Consider the following 15,118-nt stretch of genomic DNA (forward strand, 5'->3'; position numbering starts at 1 on the left):
TGTGTTTAATTGGTATCAGAAAGCACGTTGATAAGGCAAAATACCTTGTTGCAGCATCTTCAGGCTACCTAAACTGTAATTATTGCTTAAGCCACGGAGTTCAACATTGAGTGACCATTTGTTGTCATATTCACTTTGGTTGTTCTTCCAGTTTACGATCTTACGTTCATAACCGACATTTACAGCCCAGCAACAGGTACTATATTGCATACCAACCATCTTGCTGGCAGGTTGCTTTTCTTTAGTATCGTAGTAATACGCTCCCACGAGCGCCCAACGATCACCTAACGGCCAACTTCCTACCATACCTACCTGAGAAATGCCCTGCTGGTATGCCGGAGCGCTCCTGAGGGTGGCCTGGATATAATCGCGATCAACAAAGCGATAGTTTAATTGTATCAGACGGTCAGCATCACGTCGGTATTCCACTACCGAATTACCCATTGCGACTTTGCTCAGGCGGGTATCGTACTGAACTCCACCTTTGAATCCCCATGATGAGCTGATTTTCCATTCAACATCACCAGCCCAGGTTGTAGGCCCTGTTCTTTTCTTAGTACCAACGGTACCTTGGCTGGCCTGAGTAGGCTCTATATCTTTAACTCGCGGAGCTTCAAAGTAATAGATTTGACCTACAGACAGACTAAAACGTTCAACTAAATCTTCATCATAGATGCGGGTAGTGATACCGCTTGTAAACTGGTTGGCTGATGAAATGCGATCCAGACCACTGTAGAAACGGTCACGGAACAAGCCAGTATAGTTGGCTTGCAGCAAAGAAGAATCATAGTTGTAAATGTGATTCTGGCTCTTATAAGGAACGTAGAGATACTGGACGCGAGGTTCCAGTGTCTGGGTATAAGCCGGATTAAAAGACATGGCGCGTTCAAACACCATCTTCGCATCCGATTTAAATTGTGGCAGAACGCGGCTTGCTGATTTTTCTAATTGAGAATTTTTTTGAGCAGCAGGAATATCTTGCTGATAATAGGTTGCCATCAACTTAACTTCATTATTGAGGCTCGCCCAGTGATTGGAAAGCGGCAGATTAATGGATGGTTCCAGATGCCAGCGAATTGCATTTGGCTGATCTTTGCCTACGCTAGTAAATTTGGCAAATTGCGCATAAGTGCGGAAATCAAATGGCCCCAAATCATTCTTATAATAATTCAGATCCAACTGAGGTGTCGCACGGTAAGCTTTTCTGCTATCACTGGCGGTAAAAATCTGAAATTGCTTGGTTGTTAAGGTTGCATTCCAGTTCTGTTGCGCATAACCAATACTGAATTTTTGTGTCGCATAGCCGTCAGTACTAGTACCGTATTGAGAGTTGAAATCAGTAAAATAGTGAGGATCGCTGACCTTAGTATATTCGGCACTGAAACGCCAAACCTGGTTCATGACACCGCTGTGGTTCCAGTAAAATAACCAGCGGTTGTTGCTGTCCCGTTCAGGTCTGAGATTGAATTTTTTATCATCTGCGTACAGGCGGTCATTACCAATCCAATCCAATGCGACAGTTCCCGAACCTGCTTTGGTTAAGTAACGGAATTCATTATTAAACTTTAGCCCACGTTTGCTGATCAGATGTGGAGTAATGGTCGCATCATAATTAGGGGCAATGTTCCAGTAGTAAGGTAACAAGAACTGGATGCCGTTTTTATTGGAAAAACTGGCATTAGGGATCAAAAAACCAGAGCGGCGTTTATCACCAATCGGCAGTTGCAGGTAAGGGGTATAAAATACGGGGACATTGGCAACTCTGAATCGAGCATTCCAAATCTCAGCCACTTCTTCCTGACGATCCAGAATGACTTCTGAACCCACAACACTCCAGCTATCATTGCCCGGCAGACAGGAAGTGAATACTCCATTATTTAAAATGGTATAGCGGTTTTCATTGCGCAGCATCATCTTATCAGCGTTGCCACGTCCCTGACGGCCGACCATTTGGTACTTGCCTTGTTCCACGTCTGTGTCTTTGGTGGTTAAGTTAGACCAGGCTCGTGGTCCTTTCAGGATAATTTGGGGGTCATCATATCTGACATTCCCTGTGGCGGTAATAGTCCGTACCGGAACTGACTCTTCTGTTTGTTCGAACCTGACTCTGTCGGCTGTCAGCGTTTTGTTGCCTTGTTGGATATCTACATTGCCGACAAATTCAACCGCGGTGGGATATTCACCATGGGTATCATCAGACTGAATATGAATCGGGAGTTTATTAGGGTCCCCTGTAATAATGGGTTTGTCGTAAACAGGGACGCCCAGCATACACTGTGCTGCAAGGTCAGCGTGTGCTTGCTGACTGTAAAGTGCTGCCCATACCATAGTGGCTAGCAAAGTGGGGTAACTTTTATTCATAGATGCTTATGCGGTTCCATCATCAGTGGCATCACGCCGACAAACGCTGAGAGACTAACGCACTTGATAGATATGCGCCAGAGTAAAGTTAAATATCACTAATCTTGCTGTTAGGCACAGAGCTTAATGAATAGTATGATAATGATGAACAGTATGATAATGCAAAATTTCGCTCAGGGCATTGAGGAATTGAAGAGTATATGCAGTATTGGGGAAAATTATTAGGGTTAATATTTGGTATTGCGTCTGGTGCCGGTTTCTGGGGCATTGTTATTGGGGTATTGCTAGGGCACATTCTTGACAAAATCAGAATACGCAATCAGGGAACGCCAGCCAAAAATCCATCCCGACAAGCACTGTTTTTCCGTAGTACCTTTCAGATATTGGGACATCTGACCAAATCGAAAGGTCGGGTGACTGAAACGGATATCCAGCTAGCCAGTCAGCTTATGGATAGAATGCAACTGCATGGTGAGGCACGGATTGCAGCGCAGCGGGCATTTCGCGAAGGTAAACATCCTGAATTTCCACTGCGTGAGACATTGAGACAACTTCGTCGAGCCTGCTTTGGACGCTTTGATTTGGTCAGAATGTTTCTCGAAATTCAGCTTCAAGCTGCATTTGCTGATGGTGAGCTGCATCCGAATGAAAGAAAAGTGCTGTTTGTGATCGCGGAAGAACTGGGAATTTCCCGCATCCAATTTGAACAATTTCTTGCCATGATGGAAGGGGGACGCCATTTCGGCGGACAATACCAGCAGCATGGTCATTATCAGGGGCCTGGTCAACAACGGGCGACGTTGGAAGATGCGTGTAAGGTGTTGGGTGTTAACCAAAATGATGATGCTACAACGATTAAACGGGCTTATCGGAAACTGATGAGTGAACACCATCCCGATAAGCTGGTGGCAAAAGGTTTACCACCAGAAATGATGGAAATTGCCAAACAAAAAACACAGTCTATTCAATCCGCTTACGATTTGATTAAAAAAGAGAAAGGCTTCAAGTAATCGTTATTGCCAATAAAAAATAAATCGTAGTCATTGAAGATAAATAGCCGCAATCAGAAGTCAGCCTTACACTCAAAATGCATTGGAGAGCTGTAGGCCGGATGAGTGATCGATAGCTCCTGAGCATGTAATTGCAGGCGGGGGGCCAGTTCCCTGGCCTGCTGATGGGCATAGAACCGATCTCCCAGAATAGGATTTCCCAGTGCCAACATATGTACGCGAAGCTGATGGGAGCGTCCAGTGATAGGAGCCAGTCTGACGCGGGTTGCCTGAGCTTCATATTCAAGTACCTGATATTCTGTCTGTGCCGATTTTCCCGTTTCAAAGCAGACCTTTTGTTTTGGTCGGTTTGGCCAGTCGCAGATCAGCGGTAAATCAACCAGCCCTTGTTCCTGTTCCAATTTTCCCCAAATGCGTGCGATATAGACTTTTTTCGGTTCACGCTCACGGAATTGCCGTTTGAGTTCACGCTCTGCCGCTTTGGTTAATGCAACCACCATGATACCACTGGTTGCCATATCCAATCGGTGAACAGATTCTGCGGTTGGAAATTCAGCCTGGATCCTCGTCATGATACTGTCTTTGTGCTCCTCTGCTTTACCCGGCACAGAAAGCAACCCGCTCGGTTTATTGACAACCATAATGTGTTCATCCTGATAAAGCACATGTAACCAAGGGTCAGTTGGGGGATTATAAGACTCCAGCATAGTAGCTCCAATGGGTTCGGAAAAAATTTGCTCAGAAAAATAACGGGGCGCATTCTAGCAGTATATGATTGAGGGTGTGAGATCAAAATAACGTGAACTGACCCAAGATCAAACAGATAAGACAACAGTAAGTAAAAAACTAAGGGATATCTCTTTGAGGATATCCCTTAGTTGCAAAATAAGTGTTATTGATAACGACTTATTAATGAGCCGTGATTGATCGTCAGTTGCCGGTCAATAGTTATTTACTGGTGAGATACTACGACCAGGCGGATAGCATCCAGACGCCAGTTTGCCTGATCAAGGTTCAGCAGTAAATGTTTATGCTCAGACTTAATCGCTTCCAGCTCATCATCACGGATGTTCGGGTTAACCGCTTTTAATGCTTCCAGACGTGACAACTCAGCGGACAATACTTCATCAGCTTCTTTTTTCGCTTTTTCGATCACTTCACGCGCCTGTTGCTCAATCAAGGGCTCAGATTGTTGCAAAATAGCATGAACTTCTTTTTGAACTGCATTAACCAACTTGCTGGCATTATGGCGGTTGATGGCATTCAACTGACGGTTAAAACCTTCAAACTCTACCTGAGATGCCAGGTTAGTGCCTTTCAGATCCATCAACAAGCGCAATGGTGTTGGCGGCAGAAAACGGGTTAATTGCAGATGTTTCGGTGCCTGAGCTTCGACAACATAAATTAACTCAACCAACAGTGTGCCAACTGGCAGTGCTTTGTTTTTCAGGATAGAAACAGCACAGCTTCCGGTATCTCCTGACAGGATAAGATCCAAACCATTACGGATGATTGGGTGTTCCCAGCTTAAGAATTGCGTATCTTCACGGGACAGCGCTTTTTCACGATCAAACGTGACAGAACATCCATCCTGCGGCAACCCTGGGAAATCAGGCACTAACATGTGATCAGAGGGATTGAGGACGATAATATTATCGTTGCGGTCTTCTTGATTAATACCAATGATATCAAACAGATTCAGAGCAAAATTCACCAGATCAGTATTATTATCCTGTGCGGCAATAATTTCAGCCAGTTTTTGTCCTTGCTCGCCACCGTTGGAATTCATCTCCAGCAGACGGTCACGGCCTTGCTCCAATTGTTGTTTGAGTTTCTCGTGGTGTTCGCGACATTCGGTAATAAACTCTTGGAAGCCTGTTTGCTCATTGGGTTTGGCAAGGAAGTTCAACAATGTTTCATAATATTTGTCATAGATGGAACGGCCTGTCGGGCAGGTGTGTTCAAAAGCATCCAGGCCTTCGTGATACCAGCACAGCAGGACAGATTGCGCGGTGCTTTCCAGATAAGGAACGCTGATCTTGATATTGCGGCTTTGACCAATACGATCCAGACGACCGATACGTTGTTCCAGCAAATCAGGATTGAAAGGCAGATCGAACATCACGAGCTGATTAGCGAACTGGAAGTTACGACCTTCGGAACCGATTTCAGAACAGAGCAGCACTTGTGCTCCTTCTTCTTCAGAAGCAAAGTAAGCAGCGGCACGGTCGCGCTCCAGCAGGGAGAGTCCTTCATGGAATACTGCACTGCGGATACCTTCACGTTCACGCAGAACCTGTTCTAATTGCAGAGCGGTTTGTGCTTTGGCGCAGATCACCAGCACTTTTTCATCGCGATTTGCCAGCAGGAAGCCAAGCAGCCATTCCACACGAGGGTCAAAGTTCCACCAGGTCGCGTTTTCGCCTTCAAACTCCTGATAGATCCGCTCTGGATAAAGCATATCTTTGGCGCGTGCTTCTACCGATTTTTTTGCCCCCATAATTTCAGACACTTTAATGGCAGTCTGATATTGAGCTGGCAATGGCAGCTTAATTTCGTGCAGTTCACGGTGCGGGAAGCCTTTCACGCCACCACGGGTATTACGAAACAGCAGGCGGCTGGTGCCGTGGCGATCCATTAACATAGAGATCAACTCACGGCGGGCGTTCTCACTCTCTTCATCCTGGTTACTGTTAGCCGCTTTCAGCAGAGGTTCAATATCTTGCTCACTGATCAGTTCAACAATCAGGTTTTGCTGGTCATTGCTTAGTACCTCGCCGGATAGTAACAGAGTTACCGCATCAGCAACTGGGCGGTACTTTTGTTGTTCATTGATAAAAGCCTGATAATCGTGGAAACGATTCGGATCGAGGAGACGCAAACGGGCAAAATGGCTTTCCTGCCCCAATTGCTCTGGCGTTGCGGTCAGCAGCAGTACAGATGGAATTTGCTCTGACAATTGCTCGATAACATGATATTCACGGCTTGGCGCTTGCTCACTCCATGCCAGATGATGGGCCTCATCTACGACCATCAAATCCCAACTTGCTTCCAGCAGATGCTCAAAGCGCTGTTTGTTGCGGCGAACAAAATCCAGAGAGCAGATAACCAATTGTTCTGTTTCAAATGGATTATCGCTATCGTGCAGAGCTTCGGCATAACGGTCATCATCAAACAGGGAGAAACGCAGATTGAAACGGCGCAGCATTTCCACCAGCCATTGATGCTGGAGGCTATCTGGCACAATGATCAATACACGTTCTGCACGGCCAGCCATCAATTGTTGATGAATAATCATCCCGGCTTCGATGGTCTTACCCAAGCCGACCTCATCTGCCAATAATACGCGGGGAGCATGACGCTTGCCGACTTCGTTGGCAATATGTAACTGATGAGGAATCAAGCTGGCACGAATACCACGCAGTCCACTCTCTGCCAGACGAAATTGTTCGCTTTGATGCTTACGGGCACGGAAGCGCAACGCAAAGCGATCCATTCGGTCAATCTGACCGGCAAACAGGCGATCTTGTGGTTTGTTAAACGTCAGCTTACTATCCAGAAACACTTCCCGCAGGCTGACATTTTCTTCTTCAGTATCTAAACGAGTACCGACATAGATCAGTAGGCCATTCTCTGGCTGAACTTCATCGATCTTGAGTTTCCAGCCTTCGTGACTGGTCACGGTATCACCTACATTAAACATAACACGGGTAATAGGGGAATCATTGCGTGAGTAGAGGCGGTTTTCTCCGCTGGCTGGAAAAAGCAGCGTTACCATGCGCGCGTCAAGCGCCACGACTGTACCTAATCCAAGTTCGCTTTCTGTATCGCTTATCCAGCGTTGACCAAGAGTAAATGGCATAAATTTTGGCTCAGTTTTCTGTTAGATAATGTTATTTATGGTTGCAGGATGGCTGCTTTTGTTGGATATCGATCATCATTGGTTATCGATAGGGTTAGTTTTTATGACTAGCTTTTCTGACTCGTTTCAGTGACACCTTTCATCACTTTTTTCGGAAAAAATAGCTCATAAAAGGGTCATTTCCCTTTAGAGGGACGTTATGTTAATTCAAGCTGAGCAAGTCGTCACCTGCAAAAATATCAATTAATCAAAAGACAGGTTCATTTGCCCCGTCAACAGGGTTATAAAGTCATCCCGAATAAATGGCAAGATAGCATCAGCAATCGGCATAATCTGCTTATTGATGTAGTGTTCATAATCTGGCGGTGAAGTCAGATTTTCCAGTGGTTGAGGCCCGGATTGTGTGATGATATAGCTGATCCAACCGCCATTTTGATACTGCAATGGGCGATTTTTCTGCTGATTATACTCATCAGCCAGACGTGCAGCCCTGACATGAGGGGGAACATTGCGCTGATAATCAGCCAGCTTTCGGCGTAGCCGTTTTCGATAAATCAGTCGCTTATCAAATTCACCTGCCAATGTGCGGGCGACATAATCACGAATATAATCCTGATAAGGTTGCTGATGAAAAATAAGGGAATACAGCTCTTGCTGGAATGTTTGTGCTAATAGCGTCCAGTCGCTTCTTACTGTTTCCAATCCTTTGAATACCATCTTGTTGCCACTCAAACCCGCATAACGTTTTTTACTGCCTTCCTCTGTGCCCCTTACTGTCGGCATAAGAAAACGCCGATAGTGAGTTTCAAATTCCAGTTCCAGTGTGCTTTCAAGATTGAATTGGGTTCTGAGATAATTTTTCCACCACTGATTGACAAACTGTGTCAGCGAGTGACCAATCAGGCTGGCCTCTTTTTCGGAATGAGGGCGTTTCAGCCAGACAAACGTGGAATCCGTATCGCCATAAATAACCTGATACCCTTGTGATTCAAGCAAATCGCGGGTTTGATGCATAATCTGGTGCCCACGCATCGTAATGGATGATGTCAGGCGTGAATCAAAAAAGTGGCAGCCTGAGGCTCCGAGTACACCATAGAAGGCATTCATAATAATCTTCAGAGCCTGAGCCAGTGGGGCATTCTGCTGTTTTTTGGCTTTATCACGCTCATACCAGATTTGCGTGACAATATCAGGCAGACAGTGCTGTGTACGGGAAAAAAATGCTTGCCGGAAACCGGGCACAGAATGTTTATTATCTGGATGGGCAAGGCCTTCTACCATCCCGACGGGATCGATAAGGAAAGTACGGATAATGGAAGGGTAAAGACTCTTGTAATCCAATACCAGCACTGAATCATACAAGCCCGGAAATGAATCCATCACAAAACCACCTGGACTGTGATCCGTGAAATCCGTTGGTTGAATAGGAGCGACATAACCCATACGGTGCATTTTCGGCAGATAAAGATGGGTGAATGCGGCAACAGAACCTCCGGCCCGATCCGCAGCCAATCCTGTTACCGTCGCTCGTTCCAACAAGAAGGCGATAAGATCTGTTTTCTCAAAAATTCGGTTGACCAGAATACAGTCCTGCAAATTGTAGTGGGCGAGAGCAGGTTTATCTTCCTGAAAGCGACGGTTAATTTCATCCATCCGATCATAAGGGCTATCAATGGCTTTCCCTTCTCCCAATAACTCCTGAGCAACATATTCAAGACTAAACGAGGGAAAATTCCAGGTGGCTGTTTTCAGTGCATCAATACCATCAATGATCAAACGGCCTTCTGTTGATGCAAAAAAGTGTCCAGACTTAAAACTGTGCTCGCGCCATTCCAACAGGCTACCACCACGACCAAATCGCAGAGGAATATTATAGCGTTCGCTATGTTGCTGTAGCACCTTTAAATCAAATTGGATCAGGTTCCAACCGATAATGGCATCGGGATCGTAAACTTTCAGCCATTCATTCAGTTTTTCCAACAGTTGTGGGCGGCCGGCAACATACTCCAGGTTGAAATCCAGCTCTCGCTTTTCACTATTTTCCGGTCCTAGCATCAACACAGTTTTCTCACCACAGCCTGCTAAACCGATGGAATACAACTCGCCATGCTGGCTGGTTTCGATATCCAGAGAAACCCATTTCAAGTTGGGTCGATAATCAGGATTCGGTTTCATCTGATAGCTCCCGTCTGGCTTCTGATGAAACCAGACGGGAGCGGTAATAAAACGTTCCATCATAAAACGATCCGGAGGGCGGATATCAGTTTCGTAAAGCGGAATGCCCTGCTCCCTGAATACTTTCTCCCAATGTTGTAATTGACGATATTGCGAACAATACAAAGCGGAGACAGCTTGGCGATTAAAATCTTTCAGTGGTAATGTCTTGAACTCACAAGATCGCTCTTGAGTCAGCAGAGGCTGCGCTTTATGTAAATCACGTTGAGGGAAAAAAGCGATGGCTTTTTGGTGAGGAATGATAATGCGTTGGCTACCTTTATCTGTGGCTAACCAATACACTAATTCGATACCAGATGGCGTATCTTTCCAGTGACGGGATAGGATGAAGCCTTGTTCAACAGGATTTATCTGCATAATATTTCGGTATTAAGGCAATAACCTGAATTATAGCATCTCATGTTTATTTATACAGTTGTTTTTGGAGCAGTTGGCAGGATTTTTACTTAATCGGGTATTTTTATTTTAAAAACTATACTAATGAATACACTATTTTAAATAACAGATGATATAAAAAATCATTTTAAATATATTGGGTATTAAGTGGGGTAATATATGCCATTTATTCCTCCTTATAGAGAAAGGTTTTATAAAGGTGATTTAATATATGGGTTATCTAGTGAAATAATAAGGAGATATAAACATACAATCAAATTTTTTGAAGATACAAAAAAACATTATGATAATAAAGGTTATCCTCCGGTAACGATTGCTAGTTATTTAATTCCTTCAGAATTGGAAAATATGTTTGATTTTCTTGAAAATATGGATGAAAAAAATCTGGAACATGTAAAAATATGCCGTGATATTCATAAGGAATTCCAATACATTGAAAATGATAACTACAAAAAATATGAAGAAAGCTTCTTTAGACATCTAAATCTGGATAATAAATATCGAAGTGTGACCGAATCCACAACATACAGACGTAAACTTGTAGGAAGGAAATGTAAAGGTGGAATATCGTGGATAAGCATGGGTGATAATGAATTAACTCTGGATATACATATACATTTCATACTTGACGGTATTAATATGGAAAGCGTCGTTGGAAAGTATGATCTAAACATAAATAATGATGATATAAACACAAATAAAAATAGTAATCAGTTTGTGAGTGTGAGTTTAGAAGGAGAGAGAAGAGGAAATATAAAAAGTATAACTGGAAAAGAGTTAAGATGGTTGTTCAGACACCGGGCCAATCCCAGAGTCGCTAAAAAAGTACAGTTTTGGGAGGGAGGCAAACCCACTACTCCACCCTGGGTGGGGGAAAAATGCCTGATATGGGACAAGTATGCCGTACATCTGGAAGAAAAAGAAAAGGTAGATGAAGATAGATATGACGGCTTATCCCGATTATTTCATATTTTTTGATCCCTCTGAAAGGCGAGGCTTTGTGGTATAGCGGATTTTGTAGTACACCGAATAAAGGAAGTTGCGGCACACATAATCAATTATATTATCCCCAAAATCCCCGCTTCAGGGGCTTCACCATTCACCAATTTCTCCGTTGCACCATCGTAATGAATGGTTCCATCCACAATCAACAGAGAACGCGGTGCGATTTTGGCGGCATCATCAAGATTATGGGATACCATCAGTAAAGTGAGTTTTCGGTCACGACATACCTGATCCAGTAATGCCAGCATTTCATTACGTAAAGCGGGGTCAAGTGCTGAAAAAGGCTCATCCAGTAATAAAACAGGTTGCTGACGTACTAAACAGCGAGCCAGCGCTGCGCGTTGGCGCTGCCCACCGGAAAGTTGGGCGGGCAGGCGGTTCAAATATTCTGTCAGTGAGACTTGCGATGCAATTTGTTGCAGCGTCTGCCGTTGTTGAGCATTTAATTTAAGACCGGGATGTAAGCCCAAACCAATATTCTGCTCAATGGTTAAATGGGAAAACAGATTATTTTCCTGAAACAGCATGGATACTGGCCGTTTGGAAGGTGCTGTATTTGTATGATTTTCCTTATCTAACCAGATATCACCACTCTTTGCGAATTGAAATCCTGCCATTAAACTTAATAATGTGCTTTTACCCGCTCCGCTAGGGCCGAGGATTGCAATACGTTCGCCGGCTTTGACGTTGACGTCGAAACGCATAGCAATCTGTTCATAGGTATAAGTAACATTTTCAAGTTTAATCATGGCGTTGACCCGGTAATCGTTCAAGAACACTAAATAAAATAAAACAGAGAAGTAGTAGCAGAAATGCAGTTACAGCACCATCTTGACTGCGATATGCCCCGATTTGTTGATAAAGGTAGAAGGGCAAGGTACGGAAATTCTCGTCTCCAAATAATGCGACAACCCCAAAATCCCCGATTGACAGCACACTGGCGAAAGCCAGTGCCTGCGCTAATGGGATTTTCAGCGCCTTAAGCTCAATCCAGCGTAGGCGATGGAGACCCTGAATATTGAGAGAGAGGCATAGCGGATTATAGCGTTCAGCCAGATCACGCATTGGATTATCCAGCACTTTTAAAGCATAGGGAATTGCCATCAGCGCATTGGTCAGGATAATCAGTTCATAAGGGGAATCCGGCAACCCAATAGTATTATTCAGCAGAATAAAAAAGCCTGTCGCAAGGACAATACCGGGCATAGCAAGAATCAATAATCCACTGCTTTCCATTGCCTGCCCCCAACGGGATAAATGGCGCAGGCGCAATTCACGACTGCTCCATAACAGCATCATAGTCAGTAAAACACATAAGAAACCCGCCCCTAGCGCGATAATTATGGAGGTCGTGAAAGCCTGCCACAAGGCGGGTTTACTGAGAACATCAAACACGGCACTGTTCAATCCATCCACAATGACGGCCAGTAAAGGCGGGAGCAAAAACAGCAATGCTGTGGTGATAAGCAATCCGTCACATAACCTTTTCAGCCATGAATCCTGTGGATTACGCCATTGTTGTTGATAACCGTGCCCCACCGAAAGAACCCCTTTGAGCTTTTGGCTCAGCAAGACCAGACCAAGACAGCAAAAGAGTTGGATCAGCGCGAGCAGAGCCGCTTGACCAAGATCGTAGTCATACTTAATAGCCTGATAAATAGCGAGTTCAATTGTAGTTGCAGAAGGACCGCCTCCCAATGCGAGTACCGCAGCAAAACTGGCAAAGCACAGCATGAAAATCAGTGCTGCCGTTGGCAAGATCTGACGGCGTAGATAAGGCCATTCGACAAAGCGAAAATGTTGCCATTCATTCATACCAAGCTGCGCTGCAAGTTGCCGTTGTTCTACTGCAATACCTTCCAGCGACTGGAGCAGTAATCGTGTTGCCATTGGCATATTAAAGAAAATATGTGCCAACAAAATGCCTTGCAGGCCGTAAGGGGTAAAACGGTATTCAATCCCTATCCATTGGCAAAGATTAGCCAGCCAGCCAATACGCCCATAAACAGTCAGTATGCCAAACAGGGCGACTAAAACAGGAAGTACCAGCGTCATGGCGCATAGACGTAAAAAAAGCGTTCTGCCCGGAAAGTGACGGCGATAGAGTGCTCTTGCCAGAAATATGGCAGGTATGACTGAGAATGAAGCAGACAAAAACGCCTGCCAGAAAGTAAAGCGAATGACATGCCACAGATAGTTGTCACTCAAAAATATCTGCCAGTGGCTTTCAGGTGCGTTAACCCAAAGTGCCCCGAAAGCTGACAGGGCAATGAGAAGCAGCAAGCCGGAGGCAATTACCCCCGGCAGTAACCAACCCGCAATTAACGGCTTACAGCACTTTGCCATGTACGGATCCATTGTGTACGGTGTTTTGCCACTTCTTCTGCATTGAATTGCAGTGATTTCTCAGGCACGGGCAGTTGTTTGAAAACGTCTGGCAGCGGTAGATCAATCACGGGATACATCCACTGGGTGGTCGGAATAGCTTGCTGGAATGCAGGTGAAACCATGAATTGCATGAATCTCTGTGCCAGTTCAGGCTGTTTGCTGGAAGCCAACTGGGCGGCGACTTCAATTTGTAAATAGTGTCCCTCGTTGAATATAGCAGCAGCGTAATTATCTTTTTTCTCGGCTACGATGTGATAGCCCGGTGATGTAGTATAGCTAAGCACCATATCCCCTTCACCTTTCAGGAATAACCCATAAGCTTCACTCCAGCCTTTGGTGACAGTCAGTGTTTTTTGGGCGATTTTCTGCCACTTTGGTGCAGCATTATCACCATAGATATCTTGTATCCAGAGTAAAAAACCTAATCCAGGAGTACTGGTGCGTGGGTCCTGATAAATAATCTTCCAATTCTGGTGGCTGTTAATAAGCTCTTCCATGCTTTTGGGGGGATTAGGTAAGGTATTTTTGTTGTAAATAAAAGCAAAATAACCGTAATCATACGGAATAAAGGTATTGTTATTCCATGTGACAGGCAATTTTAACTTTGCTGTATCAACACGGCTCGCAGTGAATAATCCAGTCTGTTGGGCCGCTTGGATCAGGTTATTATCTAACCCCAGAACAACATCTGCCGATGCTTTTTTGCCTTCCATTCTTATACGGTTCAGCAAAGATACACCATCTTCCAGGGCGACGAGTTTCAATTCACAATCACATTCTGCTTCAAAAGTTTTTTTAATAACAGGGCCGGGGCCCCACTCAGAAGCGAATGAATCATAAGTGTAAACGGTTAATATGGGCTTTGCTTGTGCTGCCTGAGCAAAGGCACATGCAGAAATCGATAATGCACTTATCGCAATAAATCTCACAATAAATCGGAAAAATAAATGATTAAACACTTTGCTCTCCTGTAGTTATTAATAATCGTTATTAAAAATAGTTATTAACAGTAGCTATTAGCGCTCATAATTAAATGCGTTATTAGCAGACTGGTAAAGGATTTGAGAAAGTGCCAGATAAAATGACTATTTATAGAATAGCAACTCAAATCCCTACGCCAGTATCAGCCGGATCAGGTTCTACGGGTTTGTTCTCAGCGATGCTGCCCGGCAACAATCGCACCCCGTTGAGGTGACTGTATTGTAGAGACTTCGGTTGTGACTGCAAAGTCCCATCATAGAGGTTTACCGCTTGAGATGAGTGTGAAACAATTAGCTATCTTTTCAAATTCGTTTTATCGAGAGGTAGTCTGGTGATCGATGATGATGGCTACCGCCCGAATGTAGGAATTGTAATTTGTAATCGTCAAGGACAGGTTCTGTGGGCTCGTCGTTATGGGCAACATTCCTGGCAGTTTCCTCAAGGGGGCATCAATCCGGGGGAATCACCAGAACAAGCGATGTATCGTGAGTTGTTCGAAGAAGTTGGTTTAAATCGCAAAGATGTACGGGTTCTCGCCTCCACCCGTAGCTGGTTGCGTTACAAATTACCCAAGCGTTTGGTGCGTTGGGATACAAAGCCCGTTTGTATCGGGCAAAAGCAACGCTGGTTTTTATTGCAGTTGCTTTGTAATGAAACAGATATTAATGTGCAGCGCAGTAGTACACCAGAATTTGATGGATGGCGTTGGGTGAGCTATTGGTATCCTGTCAGGCAAGTTGTTTCGTTTAAACGAGATGTATACCGCCGTGTGATGAAAGAATTTTCTTCCATTGTGATGCCAATGCAGGAATCTACTTCACAACCCTATTCAACCTATATATATCGTCGTAGAAGAAGTTAGATAATTAATTTAGGTAAT

The 15,118-nt window shown here is 44.5% G+C and carries 10 protein-coding genes and 1 riboswitch; of the genes, 3 read left to right on the plus strand and 7 right to left on the minus strand.

The features are described 5' to 3' along the window. Positions 1 to 15 precede the first annotated feature (15 nt). On the minus strand, positions 16 to 2,361 hold the full coding sequence (gene lptD / locus AAC147_RS05105; protein WP_047679337.1) for an LPS assembly protein LptD: 2,346 nt from the start codon (positions 2,359 to 2,361) through the stop codon (positions 16 to 18). Between the two features lie 200 nt (positions 2,362 to 2,561). Here lptD and djlA point away from each other — a divergent pair, with 200 nt between their 5' ends. Beyond that, entirely contained in the window at positions 2,562 to 3,371 is an 810-nt protein-coding gene (djlA, locus tag AAC147_RS05110; protein ID WP_047679339.1) for a co-chaperone DjlA, read from the plus strand. Positions 3,372 to 3,424: 53 nt separating this feature from the next. Here djlA and rluA read toward each other — a convergent pair whose 3' ends face one another. From rluA to AAC147_RS05125, 3 genes are all read right to left on the minus strand, one after another. Continuing rightward, entirely contained in the window at positions 3,425 to 4,078 is a 654-nt protein-coding gene (gene rluA / locus AAC147_RS05115; protein WP_047679341.1) for a bifunctional tRNA pseudouridine(32) synthase/23S rRNA pseudouridine(746) synthase RluA, read from the minus strand. Between the two features lie 245 nt (positions 4,079 to 4,323). After that, positions 4,324 to 7,233: an RNA polymerase-associated protein RapA gene (rapA, locus tag AAC147_RS05120; RefSeq protein ID WP_047679343.1), complete on the minus strand. Its 2,910-nt coding sequence runs from the start codon at positions 7,231 to 7,233 to the stop codon at positions 4,324 to 4,326. A 243-nt stretch (positions 7,234 to 7,476) separates the two neighbouring features. Further along, complete coding sequence (locus tag AAC147_RS05125; protein WP_047679345.1) at positions 7,477 to 9,825, minus strand: DNA polymerase II; 2,349 nt, start codon at positions 9,823 to 9,825, stop codon at positions 7,477 to 7,479. A gap of 198 nt (positions 9,826 to 10,023) precedes the next feature. Between AAC147_RS05125 and AAC147_RS05130 the strand changes: the two genes are divergently transcribed. Continuing rightward, on the plus strand, positions 10,024 to 10,842 hold the full coding sequence (locus AAC147_RS05130; RefSeq protein WP_047679347.1) for a hypothetical protein: 819 nt from the start codon (positions 10,024 to 10,026) through the stop codon (positions 10,840 to 10,842). Between the two features lie 80 nt (positions 10,843 to 10,922). Here AAC147_RS05130 and thiQ read toward each other — a convergent pair whose 3' ends face one another. From thiQ to thiB, 3 genes are read right to left on the minus strand one after another with little or no spacing between them, the layout of a single operon-like run. Further along, positions 10,923 to 11,618 (minus strand): thiamine ABC transporter ATP-binding protein ThiQ, encoded by a 696-nt coding sequence (gene thiQ, locus AAC147_RS05135; protein ID WP_047679349.1) that lies wholly within the window; start codon positions 11,616 to 11,618, stop codon positions 10,923 to 10,925. Next, on the minus strand, positions 11,611 to 13,215 hold the full coding sequence (gene thiP, locus AAC147_RS05140) for a thiamine/thiamine pyrophosphate ABC transporter permease ThiP (RefSeq protein WP_047679351.1): 1,605 nt from the start codon (positions 13,213 to 13,215) through the stop codon (positions 11,611 to 11,613). The genes thiQ and thiP overlap by 8 nt, the downstream gene beginning before the upstream one ends. Further along, positions 13,191 to 14,216 carry a thiamine ABC transporter substrate binding subunit gene (gene thiB / locus AAC147_RS05145; protein WP_072032486.1) on the minus strand — a complete coding sequence of 342 codons (1,026 nt, stop codon included), beginning with the start codon at positions 14,214 to 14,216 and terminating at the stop codon, positions 13,191 to 13,193. Before thiB ends, thiP begins: the two co-directional genes overlap by 25 nt. A gap of 132 nt (positions 14,217 to 14,348) precedes the next feature. After that, positions 14,349 to 14,453, minus strand: a riboswitch (TPP riboswitch). Positions 14,454 to 14,569: 116 nt separating this feature from the next. Here thiB and rppH point away from each other — a divergent pair. Further along, the gene (gene rppH, locus AAC147_RS05150) at positions 14,570 to 15,100 is read left to right on the plus strand and encodes an RNA pyrophosphohydrolase (protein WP_038259852.1); all 531 of its coding nucleotides are present in this window, start codon (positions 14,570 to 14,572) and stop codon (positions 15,098 to 15,100) included. Positions 15,101 to 15,118 lie beyond the last annotated feature (18 nt).

The organism is Xenorhabdus sp. NBAII XenSa04 (assembly GCF_963866145.1).
Classification (GTDB): Bacteria; Pseudomonadota; Gammaproteobacteria; order Enterobacterales; family Enterobacteriaceae; genus Xenorhabdus; species Xenorhabdus indica.